The sequence below is a fragment of the Streptomyces sp. NPDC051576 genome (assembly GCF_040681835.1).
Lineage (GTDB): Bacteria > Actinomycetota > Actinomycetes > Streptomycetales > Streptomycetaceae > Streptomyces.
Genome location: NZ_JBFAZO010000001.1, coordinates 177,227 through 199,714, shown reverse-complemented (window position 1 = coordinate 199,714; position 22,488 = coordinate 177,227). Strand labels below are relative to the sequence as shown.

At 69.3% G+C, this 22,488-nt stretch carries 18 protein-coding genes; 3 read left to right on the top strand and 15 right to left on the bottom strand.

Annotated elements, in window-relative coordinates:
* Positions 1-18: 18 nt before the first annotated feature.
* The gene (locus tag AB0M63_RS00935) at positions 19-1,284 is read right to left on the bottom strand and encodes an ATP-grasp domain-containing protein (RefSeq protein ID WP_366017930.1); all 1,266 of its coding nucleotides are present in this window, start codon (positions 1,282-1,284) and stop codon (positions 19-21) included.
* A 238-nt stretch (positions 1,285-1,522) separates the two neighbouring features.
* On the opposite strand from AB0M63_RS00935, the gene fahA reads away from it, so the two are divergent.
* Together fahA and AB0M63_RS00925 are read left to right on the top strand one after the other, a co-directional pair.
* Positions 1,523-2,737, top strand: a complete 1,215-nt coding sequence (gene fahA, locus AB0M63_RS00930; RefSeq protein WP_366017929.1) for a fumarylacetoacetase — start codon at positions 1,523-1,525, stop codon at positions 2,735-2,737.
* Between the two features lie 213 nt (positions 2,738-2,950).
* On the top strand, positions 2,951-3,889 hold the full coding sequence (locus AB0M63_RS00925; RefSeq protein WP_355904857.1) for a M56 family metallopeptidase: 939 nt from the start codon (positions 2,951-2,953) through the stop codon (positions 3,887-3,889).
* A gap of 175 nt (positions 3,890-4,064) precedes the next feature.
* Here AB0M63_RS00925 and recQ read toward each other — a convergent pair whose 3' ends face one another.
* Positions 4,065-6,077, bottom strand: coding sequence for a DNA helicase RecQ (recQ, locus tag AB0M63_RS00920; protein ID WP_355904854.1), 2,013 nt, complete (start codon positions 6,075-6,077; stop codon positions 4,065-4,067).
* A 267-nt stretch (positions 6,078-6,344) separates the two neighbouring features.
* Between recQ and AB0M63_RS00915 the strand changes: the two genes are divergently transcribed.
* On the top strand, positions 6,345-6,863 hold the full coding sequence (locus AB0M63_RS00915; protein WP_366017928.1) for a hypothetical protein: 519 nt from the start codon (positions 6,345-6,347) through the stop codon (positions 6,861-6,863).
* Between the two features lie 59 nt (positions 6,864-6,922).
* On the opposite strand, the gene nuoN is transcribed toward AB0M63_RS00915, so the two are convergent.
* Genes nuoN through AB0M63_RS00850 form a run of 13 tightly spaced genes read right to left on the bottom strand, consistent with a single transcriptional unit; the run spans position 6,923 to position 22,479 of the window.
* On the bottom strand, positions 6,923-8,581 hold the full coding sequence (gene nuoN / locus AB0M63_RS00910; RefSeq protein ID WP_355904848.1) for an NADH-quinone oxidoreductase subunit NuoN: 1,659 nt from the start codon (positions 8,579-8,581) through the stop codon (positions 6,923-6,925).
* Positions 8,578-10,149: an NADH-quinone oxidoreductase subunit M gene (locus AB0M63_RS00905; RefSeq protein WP_355904845.1), complete on the bottom strand. Its 1,572-nt coding sequence runs from the start codon at positions 10,147-10,149 to the stop codon at positions 8,578-8,580. Before AB0M63_RS00905 ends, nuoN begins: the two co-directional genes overlap by 4 nt.
* A gap of 5 nt (positions 10,150-10,154) precedes the next feature.
* The gene (nuoL, locus tag AB0M63_RS00900; protein WP_355904842.1) at positions 10,155-12,050 is read right to left on the bottom strand and encodes an NADH-quinone oxidoreductase subunit L; all 1,896 of its coding nucleotides are present in this window, start codon (positions 12,048-12,050) and stop codon (positions 10,155-10,157) included.
* 14 nt (positions 12,051-12,064) lie between these two features.
* Positions 12,065-12,364 carry an NADH-quinone oxidoreductase subunit NuoK gene (nuoK, locus tag AB0M63_RS00895; RefSeq protein ID WP_019074282.1) on the bottom strand — a complete coding sequence of 100 codons (300 nt, stop codon included), beginning with the start codon at positions 12,362-12,364 and terminating at the stop codon, positions 12,065-12,067.
* Entirely contained in the window at positions 12,361-13,206 is an 846-nt protein-coding gene (locus AB0M63_RS00890; RefSeq protein WP_355904838.1) for an NADH-quinone oxidoreductase subunit J, read from the bottom strand. The genes nuoK and AB0M63_RS00890 overlap by 4 nt, the downstream gene beginning before the upstream one ends.
* Positions 13,203-13,805 (bottom strand): NADH-quinone oxidoreductase subunit NuoI, encoded by a 603-nt coding sequence (nuoI, locus tag AB0M63_RS00885; RefSeq protein ID WP_355904835.1) that lies wholly within the window; start codon positions 13,803-13,805, stop codon positions 13,203-13,205. Before nuoI ends, AB0M63_RS00890 begins: the two co-directional genes overlap by 4 nt.
* The gene (gene nuoH / locus AB0M63_RS00880; RefSeq protein ID WP_355904833.1) at positions 13,798-15,168 is read right to left on the bottom strand and encodes an NADH-quinone oxidoreductase subunit NuoH; all 1,371 of its coding nucleotides are present in this window, start codon (positions 15,166-15,168) and stop codon (positions 13,798-13,800) included. The genes nuoI and nuoH overlap by 8 nt, the downstream gene beginning before the upstream one ends.
* Positions 15,165-17,669, bottom strand: coding sequence for an NADH-quinone oxidoreductase subunit G (locus AB0M63_RS00875; RefSeq protein WP_366017927.1), 2,505 nt, complete (start codon positions 17,667-17,669; stop codon positions 15,165-15,167). The genes nuoH and AB0M63_RS00875 overlap by 4 nt, the downstream gene beginning before the upstream one ends.
* A complete protein-coding gene (nuoF, locus tag AB0M63_RS00870) occupies positions 17,666-19,015 on the bottom strand; it encodes an NADH-quinone oxidoreductase subunit NuoF (RefSeq protein WP_355904827.1) in 1,350 nt (449 codons plus the stop codon). Before nuoF ends, AB0M63_RS00875 begins: the two co-directional genes overlap by 4 nt.
* Positions 19,012-19,860, bottom strand: coding sequence for an NADH-quinone oxidoreductase subunit NuoE (nuoE, locus tag AB0M63_RS00865; protein WP_366017926.1), 849 nt, complete (start codon positions 19,858-19,860; stop codon positions 19,012-19,014). The genes nuoF and nuoE overlap by 4 nt, the downstream gene beginning before the upstream one ends.
* The gene (locus AB0M63_RS00860) at positions 19,857-21,188 is read right to left on the bottom strand and encodes an NADH-quinone oxidoreductase subunit D (protein WP_366017925.1); all 1,332 of its coding nucleotides are present in this window, start codon (positions 21,186-21,188) and stop codon (positions 19,857-19,859) included. The genes nuoE and AB0M63_RS00860 overlap by 4 nt, the downstream gene beginning before the upstream one ends.
* On the bottom strand, positions 21,185-21,928 hold the full coding sequence (locus AB0M63_RS00855; protein WP_366017924.1) for an NADH-quinone oxidoreductase subunit C: 744 nt from the start codon (positions 21,926-21,928) through the stop codon (positions 21,185-21,187). Before AB0M63_RS00855 ends, AB0M63_RS00860 begins: the two co-directional genes overlap by 4 nt.
* On the bottom strand, positions 21,925-22,479 hold the full coding sequence (locus AB0M63_RS00850; RefSeq protein WP_361466338.1) for an NADH-quinone oxidoreductase subunit B family protein: 555 nt from the start codon (positions 22,477-22,479) through the stop codon (positions 21,925-21,927). The genes AB0M63_RS00855 and AB0M63_RS00850 overlap by 4 nt, the downstream gene beginning before the upstream one ends.
* Positions 22,480-22,488: the final 9 nt, after the last annotated feature.

The following is a 22,488-nucleotide window of genomic DNA, read 5'->3' as shown; positions in this document are numbered from 1 at the left end:
GCCGCTGGAGCCTTTGCCTCAGCCGCTGTTGGTGCCGTTGCCGCGGCGATTGGAGCGCCACAGCTGATACAGGTGCTTCGCGCCTGGCCGCACGAAGCGGGCGAGCATCGTGAAGAACGGCCGCAGGTCGTCACCCGCGAGCCAGGCCAGCTCGGTCCCGCTCGCCTTCGCCGGCGCGTGCGGCGTCGTATAGCCACTGCGGCGGTAGGCGAGGAGGGCGGGCAGGTCGATGTTCTCCACGATGTACCGATGGCCGGCGCGCTGTTCCCCCTCCGGGACGGAGCGGCCGGTCAGGTCGAGGTGCATGGCGCGGACGACGTCCACCCCCGACTCGTTCTCGAAGAGCCGGAACTGGGCGCCCATGCGGGGGTTGAAGTCGAGCAGCTTGTACCGGCCGTCGCGCCGGTCGAAGCGCAGGTCGAGGTCGATGATTCCGGTGAAGCCGATCTGCTTGATGAAACGTGCGGCGATGTCCGCGAGTTCCGGATTGTCGACCACGTACGCGTTTGCCGTCATCCCCGCGTGCGGCGGCCAGGAGCGGACCTTGACGCCGGTGAACAGGGCGAGCGGGGTGGAGTCCTGGTCGAAGTAGGCGTGCACGATCCAGTCCTCGGCCTCCTCTCTCGGCAGGTACTCCTGGAGGATCACGCCGGGGTGCTCGCCCCAGTCGCGGGCGAGCGCGAGCAGTCCCTCGCGGGTCGGGATCCTGGTCGTGCCGTTCACCGCGGGCCGGGAGCGTCGTACGAACGCCTCCCTGTTCTTGGCCACGATCGGGAAGCGGGCCTTCTCCGCGAAGTCCACGATGTCGTCGTAGGACTGCGGGAAGGCGGCCGAGGGGCTGGGTATGCCGTGTTCCACGCAGAGTTCGTGCAGCCCCTGCTTGCTGGCGAGGTGTCGGGGCAGCTTCGGTTCCACGCGCGGGAAGAGGAAGCGGTGGCCGAGCGCGTCCTGGTGCTCGGCGATCAGGACCGCGGCCTCCTCGTCGGTGGGTATGAGGACGGCGGGACGGCCGATGCGGCGCCCGATGCGCAGCAGGCCCTCCACCAGTCGCTCGGGTTCCTCGGTGCCGGTCGTCGGCCAGACGAACGCGCGCTCCAGATAACGGGACGCGGCCGCCGGCGTGTAACGGTCCTCCGTGATCGCATACATCGGCACGCCGAGGCGGCCCAGACTGCGGATCGCGCCCACCCCGCCGTGATGCAGCGGATAGTCGCCGAATTTCACGATCAGGCCCGGCACCTCGCGATCGGCCTCGAAAGGCACACCGCTGGTGCTGTCGGCCACGGGTCCCCCCACGTGTCCCCCCTACGGACCGGACCCACCCCGTCCGTGTCCCCCAAAGGACGCTAAGCCGGAATTGCCGCCTCCGACAAGACCTATTCGGACATTGCGAACTCTTTATGCACTGTCGGTCACCGCCGATCACCGCTGATCGCTGCCGGTCCGGGCAACGCACCCGTAACGTGTGGCGCGGCCACATGCGAGTTCGCAGGAAAGCAGTCACGAGAGCGAGGCAGCACCCATGCCCCCCTTCGATCTTCCCGAGGGCGACCCCTTCGGTCCGCACAACCTTCCGTACGGCGTCTTCTCTCCGGTCGGCTCGGACCGGCGGACCGTGGGCGTCCGGTTCGGCGACCAGGTGCTCGACGCGGGCGCGGCGGCACAGGCGCTCGGTTCGCCCTACGTCTCGCTCCTCGCACACCCCACGCTGGGCCCGCTGCTCGCCGCGGGCCGCACGGCCTGGTCGGACGTCCGGCGCGCGCTGACCGCGTGGGTGACGGTGCCCTCCCACCAGGAGACGATCGCCCCGCACCTCCACCCGCTCTCCGCGGTGACCCTGCATCTGCCCTTCGAGGTCGCGGACTACGTCGACTTCTACGCCTCCGAGAACCACGCCCGGAACGTCGGCCGCATCTTCCGCCCCGACGCGCCGGACTCCCTGACCCCCAACTGGAAGCACCTGCCGATCGGTTACCACGGCCGCTCCGGCACGGTCGTGGTCTCGGGCACGGATGTCGTACGACCGTCCGGGCAGCGCAAGGCCCCGGCCGACCCCGCGCCCGTCTTCGGTCCGTCCGTCCGCCTGGACATCGAGGCGGAGGTCGGCTTCGTGGTGGGAGTGCCGTCGACGATGGGCGAGCCGGTGGGCCTCGCCGACTTCCGCGAGCACGTGTTCGGTCTCTGCCTCCTCAACGACTGGTCGGCACGCGACATCCAGGCCTGGGAGTACGTCCCCCTCGGCCCGTTCCTCGGGAAGTCCTTCGCCACGTCGGTGTCGGCGTGGATCACCCCGCTGGACGCGCTGGAGGAGGCGCGGGTGGCGCCGCCGGAGCGCACGGAGCCGCTGCTGCCTTACCTGGACGACAGCGAGGACGAACCCGGCGGCTACGACCTCCGTATCTCCGTCGCGATCAACGGTCACCCGGTGTCCGAGCCGCCCTTCTCCACCATGTACTGGACGGCCGCCCAGCAGCTCGCCCAGATGACGGCCAACGGCGCCTCCCTGCGCACCGGCGACCTGTACGGCTCGGGCACGGTCAGCGGGCCGGCCGAACGCGAGCGCGGTTCACTGCTGGAGCTGACCTGGAACGGCCGGGACACCCTCGAACTCCCGGACGGCAAGCGGACGTTCCTGGAGGACGGCGATGTCGTGACCCTGTCGGCGTGGGCCCCGGGCGCGAACGGGACGCGGGTGGGTCTGGGCGAGGTCACCGGACGGATCGTGGCACGGGACTGAGGGGGAGTGCGCGGCGGGCTCGGCGGGCGGGGCGGCTGGTCCGGTGCTCCCCGTACACCTGACTCCGGCCGCCCGTGCAGTCATACTGACGGCGGGCGGCACACAGGTCGTGCGCCGGCCCTCGGGTACAGCCGCACCCGCATTTTCTGTTGTTTTCTCTGTCCCTGTTCCTCCGTCTGTTTCCTCTGCTGACCAGGATCCGGAGCCCGTGGCATGACTGTCTGCCTGCTCCTGCTGAGCGTCGTCGCCCTCGCGGCCGCCGTGCCGGCTCCGCGTGCGCTGACCCGTGCCGTGTGGCCCGAGCGGGAACCCGTGGTCGGCCTGTGGGCGTGGCAGTGCCTGGTCGCGACGGTCCTGCTGTGCTGTCTGGCCGCCCTCGTGCTGGGCGCCGCGGCCGTCTTCCACACGGTCCGCGACCATGTCTTCGCCCCCGCTCCGCCCGCCGTCACCGCGGCCTACGACCTCTCCGCCGCCCCCGCCTGGGCCGTCGCGCTGACCCTGTCGCTGGCGTGCGGCGCCGCCTGGACGACCGCGATGCTGGCCCGCGAACTCGCCGAGGCCCGGCGCCGGCGCGGCCAGGCCCGCGCGCATCTTCGGGAGCGCGCCCCCGACCTGCCCGCCGGACTGCCCCCGGCGCGCGGTCCGCTCCTCGTCCTGGAGGACGAGTACCCGGACGCCTGGTGGATGCCCGGCCATCCGCCCCAACTCGTCGTCACCACGGGCGCGTTGCACCGGCTCACCGGCCACCAGCTCGACGCGGTCCTCACCCACGAACGCGGTCACGCCCGCGCCCACCACGACTGGCTGCTGCATCTGTCGACCGCGCTGGCCTCCGGTTTCCCGCACGTCCCGCTGTTCGCCCACTTCTGCGACCAGACCCACCGCCTGGTGGAACTCGCCGCCGACGACGCCGCGTCCCGCCAATGCGGCCACCTGACCACGGCGTTGGCCCTGATCGAACTCAACAACCACCGCGGCGTCCTCTCCTGCGCCTCCAGCCACCGCCTCCTCGGCGAACGCGTCGACCGCCTCCTGACCCCCCGCCCCCGCCTGGACCGCCGCCGCCGCGCCCTGACGACAACGGTGGCGTCCCTGGTCCCCCTGCTTCCGCTGCTGATCGTGTTCGCACCGGGGTTGACGGCGTTGAGCTGAGGCCGGCGGCTTGCGGGACACGCCAGACGGCACCCGACACTCGACACCCACCCGAGAGTGTCCGCGCGCCCCTCGCCACGGCGACCACCGACTCGGACGCGGACGCGGACGCGGACGTGGACGTCAGGGCGTACGCGACCCGTGCGCTGCAGCGGGGAGCCTCAACCCCGACCGGCTACATCCAGTCCTCGGGCTCCGGCTCCTCATCCATCTCCGGCCAGTAGTCCGGACCGGGATCACGGTCATCCGCCGCCCGGGCCGGTGCGGGTACCGAACCCTGCGCCGGGCCCGCGCCGGGCGCCCCGCCCAGCGAGGCCAGCACCCCGATCACGCCCTCCCCGTACGTCGCCAGCTTCTTCTCGCCGACCCCACTGATCTCCCCCAACTGCCCCACCGACGTGGGCCATACCGTCGCGATCTCCCGGAGCGTGGCGTCATGGAAGATGACGTACGCCGGGACGCCCTGCTCACGGGCCTGTTCCGCACGCCAGGCGCGCAGGGCCTCGAAGGCGGGCCGCAGGGACTCGGGCAGTTCGACCGCCGCGGCCTTCGCCTTGCGCTCGCCCCTGCCGGAGGAACCCGACCGCGAACTCGCCGGTTTCTTCGGCTCCTTGCGCAGCGGCACCTCCCGCTCGCGCCGCAGCACCGTCCCGCTCGCCTCGGTGAGCACCAGCGTGCCGTACTCCCCCTCGACCGCGAGCAGCCCCTGCGCGAGCAACTGCCGTACGACACCCCGCCATTCGCCCTCGCCCAGGTCCTCGCCGATGCCGAACACGGAGAGCTGGTCGTGGTCGAACTGGATCACCTTGGCCGTCCGGCGTCCCATGAGGATGTCGACGATCTGCACGGCGCCGAACTTCTGGCCCCGCTCCCGCTGCAGCCGCACCACCGTCGACAGCACCTTCTGCGCCGCGACCGTGCCGTCCCAGGTCTCCGGCGGGACGAGGCAGGTGTCGCAGTTGCCGCAGGCCGCCGCGTCCGGGTCCTGCCCGAAGTAGGCGAGCAGTTGGCCGCGCCGGCACTGCGCCGTCTCGCACAGCGCGAGCATGGCCTCCAGGTGGGCGGCGGCCCGGCGGCGGAACGCCTCGTCACCCTCGCTGGACTGGATCATCTTGCGCTGCTGTATGACGTCGTTGAGGCCGTACGCCATCCAGGCCGTGGAGGGCATGCCGTCGCGGCCGGCGCGGCCCGTCTCCTGGTAGTAGCCCTCGACGGACTTGGGCAGGTCGAGGTGGGCGACGAACCGTACGTCCGGCTTGTCGATGCCCATGCCGAAGGCGATGGTCGCGACGACGATCAGGCCGTCCTCGCGCAGGAACCGGGACTGGTGCGCCGCGCGTGTGCCCGAGTCGAGGCCCGCGTGGTACGGCACCGCCTCGATGCCGTTGCGCGACAGGAACTCGGCGGTGGCCTCGACGGACTTGCGGGACAGGCAGTACACGATGCCCGCGTCGCCCGCGTGCTCCTCGCGCAGGAAGCTCAGCAACTGCTTCTTGGGGTCGGCCTTCGGCACGATCCGGTACTGGATGTTGGGCCGGTCGAAGCTCGCCACGAAGTGCCGGGCGTCCGGCATCTTCAGCCGCTGGGTGATCTCCTGGTGCGTCGCGTCCGTGGCCGTCGCCGTGAGCGCGATCCGCGGGACGTCCGGCCAGCGCTCGCCCAGCAGGGAGAGGGAGAGGTAGTCGGGCCGGAAGTCGTGGCCCCACGAGGACACGCAGTGCGCCTCGTCGATCGCGAACACCGAGATCTTGCCGCGCGAGAGCAGGTCCAGGGTGGAATCGAGGCGCAGCCGCTCCGGCGCCAGATAGATCAGATCCAGCTCACCGGCCAGGAACTCGGCCTCGACCAGGCGCCGCTCCTCGAAGTCCTGCGTGGAGTTCATGAACCCGGCGCGCACGCCCAGCGCCCGCAGCGCGTCCACCTGGTCCTGCATCAGCGCGATCAGCGGGGAGACGACGACACCCGTACCAGCTCTGACCAGGGACGGAATCTGGTAGCACAGCGACTTGCCGCCGCCGGTCGGCATGAGGACCACGGCGTCGCCGCCGGCCACCACATGCTCGATGACCTCCTCCTGCGCGCCGCGGAAGCTGTCGTATCCGAAGACGCGGTGGAGCGTGGCCAGCGCCTCGCTCTCGCCGTGTGCCGCCGGCGTCCGTACTTCGGTCGTCACAACCGTCCCGCCCATCCCGTGCATCGCTCGTCCCCCATACGTCGTCCCTCGACCACTGCGTCCACGATAGGCGTCCGGACTGACAGCGTCGGAGTTATCCACAGGCCGGTGGCGACGATGGTTCGGTGACCGGGTGTGGTCAGTCGAATGGCTCCCGTCACATGGCGCGACCGGTACGGCCGGAACATGCTGCTCGGGCGGGACCGCGGAGGCCCGCCATGCCCCCGAAGGGACGGCGCGCCGTGTGTGCGGCCGCCTCCCGAAAGTCCAAGGAGCCTCACCATGTCCCCTCGGCCCCTGCAGAACGCCGTCAAGGCCGCCGGCGCGGTGGCGACGGCCGCGGCCTTCGCGCTGACCGCCGCCCCGGCCCACGCCGCGTCCGATCCCGACCCGTCGGTGTGGACCACGCTGAGCAAGACGTACCAGGCCACCTCGAAGTACGGGTACGAGGGGTTCGCCAAGGCCGGCGGCTATGCACGCACCGACGTCTGTGTCGCCGACCCGACCGAGGGCGGCATGGGCTACCACTACGTCAACCCGGCGAACATCGGCTCACTCGATCCGGCGAAGCCCGCGGCCCTGGTGTACGCGGACGGGTCCGACTTCGTCGAGGGCCGCAGGCTGGTCGCGGTGGAATGGGTGGTGAAGGACACGGGGCAGGCCGCGCCGACGTTGTTCGGGCAGACCTTCCAGAAGAACCAGCTCCCCGGCTACTTCACGCTCCACGCCTGGATCTACAAGCCCAACCCCTCGGGTCTGTTCGCGGCCTGGAACCCCGAGGTGACCTGCCCGAAGGCCTGACCGCGCATACGCGAAGGCCCCGGCTCCCTTCATGGGGGGCCGGGGCCTTCACCTTGCGCTCAGCGGACGAAGATCCCCGCCTGGTTGGCCAGGTCCAGGAAGTACTGCGGGGCCACACCGAGGACGAGCGTGGCCGCCACGGCCACCCCGATCGTCGCCATGGTCAGCGGGGACGGCACCGCGACGGTGGGTCCGTCCGGCCTCGGCTCGCTGAAGAACATGAGCACGATCACTCGGATGTAGAAGAACGCCGCGATAGCGGAGGAGAGCACACCGACCACGACCAGCGGGGCCGCTCCGCCCGCCGCAGCCGCCTTGAACACGGCGAACTTCCCGGCGAAGCCGGCCGTCAGCGGGATGCCCGCGAAGGACAGCAGGAACACCGCGAAGACCGCCGCGACCAGCGGCGAACGCCGCCCGAGCCCCGCCCACTTGGACAGGTGCGTCGCCTCGCCGCCGGCGTCCCGCACGAGGGTGACGACCGCGAAGGCGCCGATCGTCACGAACGAGTACGCGCCCAGGTAGAACAGGACCGACGAGACGCCGTCCCGGGTGGTCGCGATGACACCGGCGAGGATGAAGCCCGCGTGCGCGATCGACGAGTACGCCAGCAGCCGCTTGATGTCGGTCTGGGTGATCGCGACGATCGCGCCGCCCAGCATCGTGATGATGGCCACCGCCCACATGACCGGCCGCCAGTCCCAGCGCAGGCCCGGCAGCACGACGTAGAGGAGCCGGAGCAGCGCTCCGAAGGCGGCCACCTTGGTCGCTGCGGCCATGAAGCCGGTGACCGGGGTCGGCGCGCCCTGGTAGACGTCGGGCGTCCACATGTGGAACGGCACCGCGCCCACCTTGAACAGCAGCCCCATGACGATCATCGCGCCGCCGATGAGCAGCAGCGCGTCGTTGCCCATGGTGTCCGCGAGGGCCGGGTCGACGTTGGTGATGGAGCCGTCGACGACCTGCGCGATCGTGCCGTACGACATCGAGCCCGCGTAGCCGTAGAGCAGCGCGATGCCGAACAGGGTGAACGCGGAGGCGAAGGCGCCGAGCAGGAAGTACTTGACCGCTGCCTCCTGCGACAGGAGCCGCTTGCGGCGGGCCAGGGCGCACAGGAGGTAGAGCGGGAGCGAGAAGACTTCCAGGGCCACGAACAGGGTCAACAGGTCGTTGGCCGACGGGAAGACCAGCATGCCGGAGACCGCGAAGAGCAGCAGCGGGAAGACCTCGGTGGTGGTGAACCCGGCCTTGACGGCGGCCTTCTCGCTGTCGCTGCCGGGCACGGAGGCGCCCTGCGCGGCGAAGGAGTCGACCCGGTTGCCGTGCGCCTCCGGGTCGAGGCGCCGCTCCGCGAAGGTGAACAGGCCGACCAGTCCGGACAGCAGGATCACGCCCTGGAGGAACAGGGACGGTCCGTCGACCGCGATCGCGCCCATCGCGGCGATGTGCGCCTTGGTGGTGCCGTACCCGTCCGCCGCGAGCGCCACGACCGCCGCGAAGGCGGCGCAGAGTGCTACGGCGGACACGAACACCTGGGCGTAGTAACGGGACTTGCGCGGGACGAACGCCTCGACCAGCACCCCGATGAGGGCCGCGCCGAGGATGATCAAGGTGGGCGACAATTGCCCGTACTCGATCTTCGGCGCGTCGATCTTCGAGATCGGGTCGGCCGCGGTTGCCGCCGTTGTCCACAGGCTGTGGACGGCTGTTGCGCTCACTTGGCCGCCTCCACCGAGGGCTTGGGATCCTTCTTGTGTACGTCGGACAGGGTCTGCTTGACCGACGGGTTCACGATGTCCGTGACGGGCTTCGGGTAGACGCCCAGGAAGATCAGCAGCACGATCAGCGGGGCGACGACCAGGAGTTCACGTGGTCGCAGGTCCGGCATCGCGGCGACCTCGGGCTTCACCGGGCCGGTCATCGTCCGCTGGTAGAGGACGAGGGTGTAGAGCGCGGCGAGGACGATGCCGAAGGTGGCGATGATGCCGATCGCCGGGTAGCGCGTGAACGTGCCGACCAGGACCAGGAATTCACTCACGAAGGGCGCGAGTCCCGGCAGCGACAGGGTGGCCAGGCTGCCGATCAGGAAGGTGCCGGCGAGCACCGGGGCCACTTTCTGCACCCCTCCGTAGTCGGCGATCAGACGCGAGCCGCGCCGCGAGATCAGGAATCCGGCGACGAGCATCAACGCGGCCGTGGAAATACCGTGGTTGACCATGTAGAGCGTCGCCCCGGACTGGCCCTGGCTGGTCATCGCGAAGATGCCCAGGATGATGAACCCGAAGTGCGAGATCGACGCGTACGCCACCAGCCGCTTGATGTCCCGCTGGCCGACCGCGAGCAACGCCCCGTAGATGATGCTGATCAGGGCGAGGACGAGGATGACGGGCGTCGCCCACTTGCTGGCCTCCGGGAACAGCTGGAGGCAGAAGCGGAGCATCGCGAAGGTGCCGACCTTGTCGACGACCGCCGTGATGAGCACGGCGACCGGCGCGGTGGACTCCTGCATCGCGTTGGGCAGCCAGGTGTGCAGCGGCCAAAGGGGCGCCTTCACCGCGAAGGCGAAGAAGAAGCCCAGGAACAGCCAGCGTTCGGTGTTGGTCGCCATGTGCAGCGAGCCGTTGGCACGCGCCTGCGCGATCTCCGCGAGCGAGAAGTTCCCGGCCACCACGTAGAGGCCGATCACGGCCGCCAGCATGATGAGCCCGCCGACCAGGTTGTAGAGCAGGAACTTGACGGCGGCGTACGACCGTTGGGTGGCCGCCGCCTCGTCGCCGTGCTGGTGGGCCCGGTCCCCGAAGCCGCCGATGAGGAAGTACATCGGGATCAGCATGGCTTCGAAGAAGATGTAGAAGAGGAAGACGTCGGTGGCCTCGAAGGAGATGATCACCATCGCCTCCACCGCCAGGATGAGCGCGAAGAAGCCCTGGGTGGGCCGCCAGCGCTTGCTGCCGGTCTCCAGCGGGTCGGCGTCGTGCCAGCCGGCCAGGATCACGAAGGGGATCAGCAGGGCGGTGAGCGCGATGAGCGCCACCGCGATGCCGTCCACGCCCAGTTCGTAGCGGACGCCGAAGGCCTTGATCCAGGCGTGGGACTCGGTGAGTTGGTAGCGGTCGCCGTCCGGGTCGAAGCGCACCAGGACGGTGATGCCCAGCGCGAGCGTCGCCAGTGAGACGAGCAGCGCCAGCCATTTGGCGGCGGTGCGCCGCGCGGCCGGGACGGCGGCCGTGGCGACCGCCCCGAGCGCCGGGAGCGCCGCCGTCGCTGTCAGGAGAGGAAAGGACATCGGTATCAGACCGCCCTCATCAGCAGGGTCGCGGCGACGAGGATGGCCGCACCGCCGAACATCGAGACCGCGTACGACCGCGCGTAGCCGTTCTGCAGCTTGCGCAGCCTTCCGGAGAGGCCGCCCATGGAGGCCGCCGTGCCGTTGACGACGCCGTCGACCAGGGTGTGGTCGACGTAGACCAGGGATCGGGTGAGGTGTTCTCCGCCGCGCACCAGGACGACGTGGTTGAAGTCGTCCTGGAGGAGGTCGCGGCGGGCTGCCCGGGTGAGCAGCGACCCGCGCGGGGCGACGGCCGGGACCGGGCGGCGGCCGTACTGCGCCCAGGCGATCGCGACACCGACGATCAGGACCGCCATGGTGGCCAGGGTGACCGTCAGGGCGCTGACCGGGGAGTTGCCCTCCTCGTGGCCGGTGATGGGCTCCAGCCAGTGCAGGAAGCGGTTCCCGATCCCGAAGAAGGCGCCCGCGCCGACCGAGCCGATCGCCAGCACCATCATGGGGATGGTCATGGTCCTCGGGGACTCGTGCGGGTGCGGCTCGTTGCCGTTCTCGTCGGGCTGCCAGCGCTTCTCTCCGAAGAACGTCATCAGCATCACGCGCGTCATGTAGTACGCCGTGATGGCCGCGCCCAGCAGGGCCGCGCCGCCGAGGATCCAGCCCTCGGTGCCGCCCTTGGCGAAGGCCGCCTCGATGATCTTGTCCTTGGAGAAGAAGCCGGACAGGCCCGGGAAGCCGATGATGGCGAGGTAGCCGAGGCCGAAGGTGATGAACGTGATCGGCATGTACGAGCGGAGGCCGCCGTACTTGCGCATGTCGACCTCGTCGTTCATCCCGTGCATGACGGAGCCGGCGCCGAGGAAGAGCCCGGCCTTGAAGAAGCCGTGCGTCACCAGGTGCATGATCGCGAAGACGTAGCCGATGGGGCCGAGGCCGGCGGCGAGCACCATGTAGCCGATCTGCGACATGGTCGAGCCCGCGAGGGCCTTCTTGATGTCGTCCTTCGCGCAACCGACGATCGCACCGAACAGGAGCGTGACGGCGCCGACGACGGTGACGACGAGCTGTGCGTCGGGCGCCGCGTTGAAGATCGCTCCGGAGCGGACGATCAGGTACACGCCCGCGGTCACCATGGTCGCCGCGTGGATGAGGGCGGAGACCGGGGTCGGGCCCTCCATCGCGTCGCCGAGCCAGGACTGGAGGGGCACCTGGGCGGACTTGCCACAGGCGGCGAGCAGCAGCATCAGGGCGATGCCGGTGAGCTTGCCCTCGGAGGCGTCACCGACGTGGCTGAGGACCGGGCCGAAGGCGAAGGTCCCGAACGTCGTGAACATCAGCATGATGGCGATCGACAGGCCCATGTCGCCGACCCGGTTGACCAGGAAGGCCTTCTTCGCGGCGGTGGCCGCGCTGGGCTTGTGCTGCCAGAAGCCGATCAGCAGGTAGGAGGCGAGACCGACGCCCTCCCAGCCGACGTACAGCAGAAGGTAGTTGTCGGCGAGTACGAGGATCAGCATCGCCGCGAGGAACAGGTTCAGATAGCCGAAGAAGCGGCGGCGGCGCTCGTCGTGCTCCATGTACCCGACCGAGTACAGGTGGATCAGCGAGCCGACACCGGTGATCAGCAGGACGAAGGTCATCGACAGCTGGTCGAGGCGGAAGGTGACGTCCGCCTGGAAGCCCTCGACGGGGACCCAGGTCCACAGGTGCTGCATGAGCGTCCGGTGCTCGGCGTTCTTCCCCAGCAGGTCGGTGAAGAGGACGACACCGATCACGAAGGAGGCGGACGACAGGAGCGTGCCGATCCAGTGGCCGACGGCGTCGAGCCGCCGGCCGCCGCACAGCAGTACGGCCGCTCCGAGCAGAGGCGCCGCTACCAGCAGCGCAATCAGGTTCTCCACGATTCAGCGACCCCTCAGAGCTTCATCAGGCTGGCGTCGTCGACCGAGGCCGAGTGGCGGGAACGGAACAGCGACACGATGATCGCGAGCCCGACCACGACCTCCGCGGCGGCGACGACCATCGTGAAGAAGGCGATGACCTGACCGTCGAGGTTGCCGTGCATCCGGGAGAAGGTGACGAACGCGAGGTTGCAGGCGTTGAGCATCAGCTCGACGCACATGAAGACGACGATCGCGTTCCGCCTGATCAGTACGCCGGTGGCGCCGATCGTGAACAACAGGGCGGAGAGATAGAGGTAGTTGACGGGGTTCACTTCGACGCCTCCTCGGTCCGCTTGAGGTTCGCCGGTTCGATCTCGGTGCGCTCCAGGCGCTCCTCGGCGCGCTGCTCCAGGGCCCGCAGGTCGTTCAGCGCCTGGCTGGACACGTCACGGATCTGGCCGCGGTCGCGGAGCGTCTTGCTGACCGTCAGCTCGGACGGGGTGCCGTCCGGGAGCAGGCCCTGGACGTCCACCGCGTTGTGCCGGGCGTAGACGCCGGGGGCGGGGAGCGGCGGGACGTGCTTGCCCTCGCGGACGCGCTGTTCGGACAGCTCGCGCTGCGTCTTGGCCCGCTCGGTGCGCTCGCGGTGGGTGAGCACCATGGCGCCGACGGCGGCCGTGATCAGCAGGGCGCCGGTGATCTCGAAGGCGAAGACGTACTTGGTGAAGATGAGGGCTGCGAGGCCCTCCACGTTGCCGTTCGCGTTGGCCGTGCCCAGGCCGTCGAACTGGTTGAGGGAGGCGTTGCCGATGCCCGCGAACAGCAGGATGCCGAAGCCGAGCCCGCAGAGAAGGGCAAGCCAGCGCTGGCCCTTGATGGTCTCGGTCAGGGAGTCCGCCGCCGTGACGCCGACCAGCATCACCACGAACAGGAACAGCATCATGATCGCGCCGGTGTAGACGACGATCTGTACGACGCCCAGGAAGTAGGCGCCGTTGGCGAGGTAGAACACCGCCAGGATGATCATGGTCCCGGCGAGGGAGAGGGCGCTGTGCACGGCCCTCTTCATGAGGACGGTGGACAGGGCGCCGATCACCGCGACCGTGCCGAGGACCCAGAACTGGAAGGCCTCCCCGGTGGAGGTGGAGTAGGCGGCGGCGAACTGCGCGCTCATGCCTCCACCCCCTCTTCCTCTGGCTTCTCGCCCTTGGAGACGGCGACTTGGGGCACCGTGCCGGGTGCGGCCTCCGTCACCAGGCCCCGGTAGTAGTCCTGTTCGTCCATCCCCGGGTAGATGGCGTGCGGGGTGTCGACCATCGTGTCTTCGAGGCCGGCCAGCAGCTGTTCCTTGGTGTAGATGAGGTTGGCGCGGCTGCTGTCGGCCAGCTCGAACTCGTTGGTCATCGTCAACGCGCGCGTGGGGCACGCCTCGATGCACAGGCCGCACAGGATGCAGCGGGCGTAGTTGATCTGGTAGACGCGGCCGTACCGCTCGCCCGGCGAGTAGCGCTCCTCGTCGGTGTTGTCGGCGCCCTCCACATAGATGGCGTCGGCGGGGCAGGCCCAGGCGCACAGCTCGCAGCCGACGCACTTCTCCAGGCCGTCCGGATGGCGGTTGAGCTGGTGCCGTCCGTGGAACCGGGGGGCGGTGGTCTTCTGCTGCTCCGGGTACTGCTCGGTCAGCCGCTTCTTGAACATGGCCTTGAAGGTCACGCCGAAGCCGGCCACCGGGTTCTGGAAACCGGGTTTGGTCTCCTTGGGCTCCTCAGCCATCGGACGCCTCCTTTCCATCCAGAGATCCGTCACTGCCAGTATCCGAGCCACCACTGACAATCAGCTCCCGCTCGCGTCGCGAGGGGCGCCGCGGCACCGGTGGCAACTCCTGTCCCGGCAGCGGCGGTACGGGGAATCCGCCCGCCATCGCGTCGAACCCGGCGGGTTCCTCGGCCGACTGAGCGGTCTCGTTCGCCTTCTGGCGGAACATGTCCGCGACGAAGGACAGCAACAGCAGGACGAGCACACCGCCGACGACGTAGAGGGTGATGTCGGCGAAGTCGTAGTTCTCGTTCTTGAGGGTCCGTACGGTCGCGACGAGCATCAGCCAGACCACGGAGACCGGGATGAGGACCTTCCAGCCGAGCTTCATCAACTGGTCGTAGCGCACGCGCGGGAGGGTGCCGCGCAGCCAGATGAAGAAGAACAGCAGCAGTTGGACCTTGATGACGAACCAGAGCATCGGCCACCAGCCGTGGTTCGCGCCCTCCCAGAAGGAGCTGATCGGCCACGGGGCCCGCCAGCCGCCCAGGAAGAGCGTGGTCGACACCGCGGAGACCGTCACCATGTTCACGTACTCGGCGAGCATGAAGAGCGCGAACTTGATGGACGAGTACTCGGTGTTGAAGCCGCCGACCAGGTCGCCCTCGGACTCCGGCATGTCGAAGGGGGCGCGGTTGGTCTCGCCGACCATCGTGATGATGTAGATGATGAAGGAGACCGGCAGCAGGATGATGTACCAGCGGTCGTGCTGTTGTTCAACGATCGCCGATGTGGACATCGACCCGGAGTAGAGGAACACCGAGGCGAACGCGGCGCCCATGGCGATCTCGTAGGAGATCATCTGCGCGCAGGACCGCAGGCCGCCCAGCAGCGGGTAGGTGGATCCGGAGCTCCAGCCCGCCAGGACGATGCCGTAGATGCCGACCGAGGCGACCGCGAGGATGTAGAGCATCGCGATCGGCAGGTCGGTGAGCTGCATCGTGGTGCGGTGGCCGAAGATCGAGACCTCGTTGTCGGCCGGTCCGAAGGGGATGACCGCGATCGCCATGAAGGCCGGGATGGCCGCGACGACCGGCGCGAGGATGTAGACCACCTTGTCCGCGCGCTTGACGATCAGGTCTTCCTTGAGCATCAGTTTCACGCCGTCGGCGAGCGACTGGAGCATGCCCCAGGGGCCGTGCCGGTTGGGGCCGATGCGCAGTTGCATCCAGGCGACGACCTTGCGTTCCCAGACGATCGAGAACAGCACGGTGATCATCAGGAAGGCGAAGCAGAACACCGCCTTGACGACGACCAGCCACCAGGGGTCGCGGCCGAACATGGAGAGGTCTTCGGCAGCGAGGTACGGGTACGGGCTCATGCCTCCACCTCCTTGGGGGCCTCGCTCGCGGGCGTGGCCGGGCCGATGCGGACGAGTGCGCCGGGCAGCGCCCCGGTGTCGGAGGCGACGCCCCCGCCGGTGGAGTTCAGCGGGAGCCAGACCACGCGGTCGGGCATCTCGGTGATCAGCAGCGGGAGTTCGACGGTTCCGGAGCTGCCGGTCACGGCGAGGGCGTCGCCGTCCTTGATGCCCGCCTCGGCGGCCGTCGCGGGCGACACGCGCGCGTGAGCGGCGTGCCGGGTACCGGCGAGTGCTTCGTCGCCCTCCTGGAGGGTCCCCTGGTCGAGCAGCAGGCGGTGCCCGGCGAGCACGGCCTCCCCGGCGGCCGGCCGGGGCAGCACGCCCGCGGTCTCCAGCGGTTCGGTGGCCCGCGGGCCGCTCCAGGCGCCCAACCGGTCCAACTCCGCGCGCGTGGTGCGCAGATCGGGCAGTCCCAGGTGTACGTCCATGGCGTCGGCCAGCATCTGCAGGACGCGCCCGTCGGTGGGCGCGAGGCGCCGGGTCATCTGGTCGGGCTTGAGCGCGGCGTCGAAGAAGCGGACCCTGCCCTCCCAGTTGAGGAAGGCACCCGCCTTCTCGGCGACCGCCGCGACCGGGAGGACGACGTCGGCGTGTTCGGTGACCTCGCTGGGCCGCAGTTCGAGCGAGACCAGGAAGCCCACTTCGTGCAGTGCCGCACGCGTGCGTGCCGGATCGGGCAGGTCGCCCGGGTCCACGCCCGCGACGAGCAGCGCCCGCAGCTCACCACCGGCGGCGGCCTCGACGATCTGGCCGGCGTCGCGGCCGTAGCGGTGCGGGAGTTCGGCGACGCCCCAGGCGGCGGAGACCTCCTCACGCGCGCGTGGATCGGTGGCCGGGCGTCCGCCAGGCAGCAGCGACGGCAGCGCACCCGCCTCGATCGCGCCCCGCTCCCCGGCCCGGCGCGGGATCCACACCAGGTGGGCACCGGTCGCGGACGCGGCCCGTACGGCGGCGGTGAGGCCTCCGGCGACGGCGGCCAGCCGCTCGCCGACGACGATGACCGCACCCTCGGCGCGCAGCGCCTCGGAGGCGCTGGCGCCGTCGTCCTCCAGGCCGAACCCGCTGGTGAGCGCGTCCAGCCACTCGGTCTCGGTGCCGGGAGCGGCCGGCAGCAGGACGCCGCCCGCCTTCTGCAGTCCGCGTGTGGCGTGGGTGGCGAGCGAGAACACTCGCTGCCCGTGTTTACGCGAGGCCTTGCGCAGCCGCAGGAAGACGCCGGGCGCCTCCTCCTCGGACTCGAACCCGACCAGCAGGACGGCGGGCGCCTTCTCCAGGGAGGTGTAGGTGACGCCCTCGCCGTCGAGGTCCCGGCCGTGGCCTGCGACCCGGGCGGCCAGGAAGTCGGCCTCCTCGCTGCTGTGCACGCGCGCGCGGAAGTCGATGTCGTTGGTGTCGAGCGCCACGCGCGCGAACTTGCTGTACGCGTAGGCGTCCTCGATGGTGAGCCGGCCGCCGGTCAGGACACCGGTGCGGCCGCGCGAGGCGAGCAGTCCCTGGGCGGCGATCTGCAGCGCCTCCGGCCAGGAGGCCGGGACGAGCTCGCCCTCGGGGTTGCGGATCAGCGGCGTCTCCAGCCGGTCGCGCTGCTGCGCGTACCGGAAGGCGAAGCGCCCCTTGTCGCAGATCCACTCCTCGTTGACCTCGGGGTCCACGGCCGCCAGGCGCCGCATGACCTTGCCGCGCCGGTGGTCGGTGCGGGTCGCGCAGCCTCCGGAGCAGTGCTCGCACACGGAGGGCGTGGAGACCAGGTCGAAGGGGCGGGAGCGGAATCGGTACGCCGCCGAGGTCAGCGCGCCCACCGGGCAGATCTGGATGGTGTTCCCGGAGAAGTACGACTCGAAGGGGTCGCCCTCACCGGTGCCGACCTGCTGCAGCGCGCCCCGCTCCAGCAGCTCGATCATCGGGTCACCCGCGATCTGGTTGGAGAACCGGGTGCAGCGGGCGCACAGCACGCACCGCTCGCGGTCGAGCAGCACCTGGGTGGAGATCGGGACCGGCTTCTCGTAGGTCCGCTTCTTCCCCTCGAAGCGGGACTCGGACTGGCCGTGCGACATCGCCTGGTTCTGCAGCGGGCACTCGCCGCCCTTGTCGCAGACCGGGCAGTCCAGCGGGTGGTTGATCAGGAGCAGTTCCATCACACCGTGCTGGGCCTTCTCGGCCACGGGCGAGCTGAGCTGGGTCTTGACGACCATGCCGTCCGTGCACGTGATCGTGCAGGACGCCATCGGTTTGCGCTGTCCCTCGACCTCGACGATGCACTGACGGCAGGCGCCGACCGGGTCGAGGAGGGGATGGTCGCAGAACCTGGGGATCTCGATGCCGAGTTGCTCGGCGGCGCGGATGACCAGGGTGCCCTTGGGCACGCTGATCTCGGCGCCGTCGATCGTCAGCGAGACGAGATCCTCCGGCGGGACCGCCGCCTCTCCCCCACCCGAGGGAGCGCTCGTGGTCACCGTCATGCGTTCACCTCCGTGCGGTCGGCCCAGGCCGTGGACTTGGCCGGGTCGAAGGGGCAGCCCCGGCCCGTGATGTGCTCCTCGTACTCCTCGCGGAAGTACTTGAGCGAGGAGAAGATCGGCGAGGCGGCGCCGTCGCCGAGGGCGCAGAAGGACTTGCCGTTGATGTTGTCGGCGATGTCGTTCAGCTTGTCGAGGTCGGACATCGAGCCCTTGCCGGCCTCGATGTCGCGCAGCAACTGCACGAGCCAGTACGTCCCTTCGCGGCACGGTGTGCACTTGCCGCAGGACTCGTGGGCGTAGAACTCGGTCCAGCGGGTGACGGCACGCACGACGCAGGTCGTCTCGTCGAAACACTGCAGAGCTTTTGTGCCGAGCATGGAACCCGCGGCACCCACTCCTTCGTAGTCAAGAGGGACGTCGAGGTGCTCGTCGGTGAACATCGGCGTGGAGGACCCGCCCGGCGTCCAGAACTTGAGGCGATGCCCGGCGCGCATCCCGCCGCTCATGTCGAGCAGTTGACGGAGTGTGATGCCGAGCGGCGCCTCGTACTGACCGGGACTGGTGACATGGCCGCTGAGCGAGTAGAGCGTGAAGCCCGGAGACTTCTCGCTGCCCATCGACCTGAACCATTCCTTGCCCTTTTGCAGAATCGCGGGAACTGACGCGATCGACTCGACGTTATTGACAACAGTTGGGCACGCATAGAGGCCCGCGACGGCAGGGAAAGGGGGACGGAGCCGCGGTTGACCACGGCGGCCTTCGAGCGAGTCGAGCAGTGCGGTCTCCTCACCGCAGATGTACGCGCCCGCGCCCGCGTGCACGGTGAGCTGGAGGTCGAGTCCGCTGCCCAGGATGTTCTCGCCGAGGAAGCCCGCCTCGTAGGCCTCACGCACGGCCTCGTGCAACCGCCGCAGTACTGGGACGACTTCACCCCGCAGATAGATGAAGGCATGCGAAGACCTGATGGCATAACACGCGATGACAATGCCCTCGATGAGGCTGTGCGGGTTCGCGAAGAGGAGCGGGATGTCCTTACAGGTCCCGGGCTCCGATTCGTCGGCGTTGACAACTAGATAGTGCGGTTTTCCATCCCCTTGAGGAATGAATTGCCATTTCATTCCGGTGGGGAAGCCCGCGCCACCGCGACCGCGCAGACCGGAGTCCTTCACATACGCGATGAGGTCGTCCGGCGACATGGCGAGCGCCTTGCGGAGCCCCTCGTATCCCTCGTGCCTCCGGTAGACGTCGAGAGTCCAGGACTCGTCCTCGTCCCAGAAGGCCGACAGCACGGGTGCGAGCAGCTTCTCGGGGCTGTGGTCTTTCAGTTCGGGTGCCAAGGTCATCACTCCCCCTCCTCGGCTACGGGCCCCGCCGGGTGGGCGGGGTCGGAGGCCGACGTGTCCTGCGGCGCGTCGTGCGAACTGAGGTGTTCGGTCGGCGGCTCGTTCTGCGGTGCGCCGGAGCCGCGCGGATGGACCACGCGCGCGGGTGCGGCCTCTCCCCTGGCCAGGCGGAGGCCCACCAGCGACGCGGGTCCCGCACCGCCGCTCGCCTCGACGGCCCCGGGCCGCTCGTCGGGGAAGCCGGCCAGGATCCGCGCGGTCTCCTTGAACGTGCACATCGGTGCCCCGCGCGTGGGTGCCACGGGTGCGCCCTCACGCAGGTCGTCGACGAGACGCCGGGCGCTGGCGGGGGTCTGGTTGTCGAAGAACTCCCAGTTGACCATCACGACGGGCGCGAAGTCGCAGGCCGCGTTGCACTCGATGTGCTCCAGGGTGACCTTGCCGTCGTCGGTGGTCTCACCGTTGCCGACGCCCAGGTGTTCCTGGAGGGACTCGAAGATCGCGTCGCCGCCCATCACCGCGCACAGCGTGTTGGTGCAGACCCCGACCTGGTAGTCGCCGCTCGGCCGGCGCCGGTACATGGAGTAGAAGGTCGCCACGGCCGCGACCTCGGCGGTGGTCAGCTCCAGCAGGTCCGCGCAGAACTGCTGTCCGGTGCGCGTGACATGACCCTCCTCCGCCTGCACGAGATGCAGCAACGGCAGGAGGGCCGAGCGGGAGTCCGGGTAGCGGGCGATGATCTCCCGCCCGTCGGCCTCCAGCCGGGCCCGGACGTCGTCCGGGTAGGCGGGCGCGGGCAGTTGGGGCATGCCCAGACTGACGCCCTGCTCCGAAGAACTGGTGGTCACCGGTCGACGCCTCCCATCACGGGGTCGATGGACGCGACGGCGACGATGACGTCGGCGACCTGGCCGCCCTCGCACATCGCCGCCATGGCCTGAAGGTTGGTGAAGGACGGGTCCCTGAAGTGGACCCGGTAGGGGCGGGTGCCTCCGTCGGACACGGCGTGCACCCCGAGTTCGCCCTTGGGCGACTCGACCGCCGCGTACGCCTGTCCCGGCGGCACGCGGAAGCCTTCGGTCACCAGCTTGAAGTGGTGGATCAGGGCCTCCATGGAGGTGCCCATGATCTTCTTGATGTGGTCGAGCGAGTTGCCCAACCCGTCCGGCCCCAGGGCGAGTTGGGCGGGCCAGGCGATCTTCTTGTCGGCGACCATGACCGGACCGGGCTGCAGCCGGTCCAGGCACTGCTCGACGATCCTGAGGGACTGGCGCATCTCCTCCAGGCGGACGAGGAAGCGGCCGTAGGAGTCACAGGTGTCGGCGGTCGGGATGTCGAAGTCGTAGGTCTCGTAGTCGCAGTAGGGCTGCGCCTTGCGCAGGTCGTGCGGCAGGCCGGTGGAGCGCAGGATCGGGCCGGTGGCGCCGAGGGCCATGCAGCCGGCCAGGTCGAGGTAACCGACGTCCTGCATACGGGCCTTGAAGATGGGGTTCCCGGTGGCGAGCTTGTCGTACTCCGGGAGGTTCTTCTTCATCTTCTTCACGAACTCGCGGATCTGGTCCACCGCGCCGGGCGGCAGGTCCTGGGCGAGTCCGCCGGGGCGGATGTACGCGTGGTTCATCCGCAGGCCGGTGACCAGCTCGTAGATGTCGAGAATCATTTCACGATCGCGGAATCCGTAGATCATGATCGTGGTGGCGCCGAGTTCCATACCGCCGGTGGCGATGCACACCAGGTGGGAGGACATCCGGTTCAGCTCCATCAGGAGCACCCGGATGATCTTCGCCCGCTCGGTGATCTGGTCCTCCACGCCGAGGAGTTTCTCGACGGCGAGACAGTAGGCCGTCTCGTTGAAGAAGGACGTCAGGTAGTCCATGCGCGTCACGAACGTGGTGCCCTGCGTCCACGTGCGGTATTCGAGGTTCTTCTCGATACCGGTGTGGAGGTAGCCGATGCCGCAGCGGGCCTCGGTGACCGTCTCGCCGTCGATCTCCAGGATCAGACGGAGCACACCGTGCGTGGAGGGGTGCTGGGGCCCCATGTTGACGACGATGCGCTCGTCGTCGGCCCGGTCCGCGGACTGGACGACCTCGTCCCAGTCGCCACCGGTGACCGTGTAGACGGTGCCCTCGGTGGTCTCACGGGCCGAAGCGGCGGATGCTGACTGCGTGCTCATGAGTACGACCTCCGCTGGTCCGGAGCCGGGATCTGGGCGCCCTTGTACTCGACGGGGATGCCGCCGAGGGGGTAGTCCTTGCGCTGCGGGTGGCCCTGCCAGTCGTCCGGCATCATGATCCGCGTCAGGGCCGGGTGACCGTCGAAGACGATCCCGAAGAAGTCATAGGTCTCGCGTTCGTGCCAGTCGTTGGTCGGATAGACGGAGACCAGGGACGGGATGTGCGGGTCGGCGTTCGGGGCACTGACTTCGAGGCGGATCAGCCGGTTGTGGGTGATCGAGCGCAGGTGGTAGACGGCGTGCAGCTCACGGCCCTTGTCGTGCAGGTAGTGGACCGCGCTGACGCCGGTGCAGAGTTCGAAGCGCAGGGCCGGGTCGTCGCGCAGGGTGCGGGCGACGCGGAGCAGATGCTCGCGTTCGACGTGGAAGGTGAGTTCGTCGCGGTCGACGACCGTCTTCTCGATCGCGTTGCCGGGCAGCAGGCCCTGTTCCTCCAGGGCGCCCTCCAGTTCGTCGGCGACCTCGTCGAACCAACCGCCGTAGGGCCGGCTCGCCGCTCCTGGGAGGCGGACCGAGCGGACCAGGCCGCCGTAACCGGATGTGTCGCCGCCGTTGCTGGCGCCGAACATCCCGCGCTGGACGCGGATCTCCTCACCGCCCTCGCCGCGCTGGCCGGGGAGGTTGGAGGCACTCAGGTCCTTCTCCGGATTGGCTCCGTTGATGCCGTTCGCGTCGCTCACCGCAGCAGGCCCTTCATCTCGATGGTGGGCAGGGCCTTGAGCGCCGCCTCCTCCGCCTCGCGGGCCGCCTCCTGGGCGTTCACACCGAGCTTGGAGGACTGGATCTTCTGGTGGAGCTTGAGGATCGCGTCCATCAGCATCTCGGGCCGTGGCGGGCAGCCCGGGAGATAGATGTCGACCGGGACGATGTGGTCGACGCCCTGCACGATCGCGTAGTTGTTGAACATGCCGCCCGACGAGGCACAGACCCCCATGGAGATCACCCACTTGGGGTTCGGCATCTGGTCATAGACCTGCCTGAGGACCGGCGCCATCTTCTGGCTGACCCGGCCCGCGACGATCATCAGGTCCGCCTGGCGGGGAGATCCGCGGAAGACCTCCATACCGAAGCGCGCCAGGTCGTAACGGCCGGCGCCGGTCGTCATCATCTCGATGGCGCAGCAGGCGAGGCCGAACGTGGCCGGGAAGACGGACGCCTTGCGCACCCAGCCCGCGGCCTGCTCGACGGTGGTCAGCAGGAATCCGCTCGGCAGTTTTTCTTCGAGTCCCATGTTCTAAGG

Bases quoted from the DNA above. Each gene is read 5' to 3' on its own strand.
- AB0M63_RS00915 (WP_366017928.1), top strand. From the start codon at position 6,345: ATGTCCCCTCGGCCCCTGCAGAACGCCGTCAAGGCCGCCGGCGCGGTG.
- fahA (WP_366017929.1), top strand. From the start codon at position 1,523: ATGCCCCCCTTCGATCTTCCCGAGGGCGACCCCTTCGGTCCGCACAAC.
- recQ (WP_355904854.1), bottom strand. From the start codon at position 6,077: ATGGGCGGGACGGTTGTGACGACCGAAGTACGGACGCCGGCGGCACAC.
- AB0M63_RS00925 (WP_355904857.1), top strand. From the start codon at position 2,951: ATGACTGTCTGCCTGCTCCTGCTGAGCGTCGTCGCCCTCGCGGCCGCC.
- nuoH (WP_355904833.1), bottom strand. From the start codon at position 15,168: ATGAGCCCGTACCCGTACCTCGCTGCCGAAGACCTCTCCATGTTCGGC.
- AB0M63_RS00875 (WP_366017927.1), bottom strand. From the start codon at position 17,669: ATGACGGTGACCACGAGCGCTCCCTCGGGTGGGGGAGAGGCGGCGGTC.
- nuoI (WP_355904835.1), bottom strand. From the start codon at position 13,805: ATGGCTGAGGAGCCCAAGGAGACCAAACCCGGTTTCCAGAACCCGGTG.
- AB0M63_RS00905 (WP_355904845.1), bottom strand. From the start codon at position 10,149: ATGTCCTTTCCTCTCCTGACAGCGACGGCGGCGCTCCCGGCGCTCGGG.
- AB0M63_RS00850 (WP_361466338.1), bottom strand. From the start codon at position 22,479: ATGGGACTCGAAGAAAAACTGCCGAGCGGATTCCTGCTGACCACCGTC.
- AB0M63_RS00890 (WP_355904838.1), bottom strand. From the start codon at position 13,206: ATGAGCGCGCAGTTCGCCGCCGCCTACTCCACCTCCACCGGGGAGGCC.
- AB0M63_RS00860 (WP_366017925.1), bottom strand. From the start codon at position 21,188: ATGAGCACGCAGTCAGCATCCGCCGCTTCGGCCCGTGAGACCACCGAG.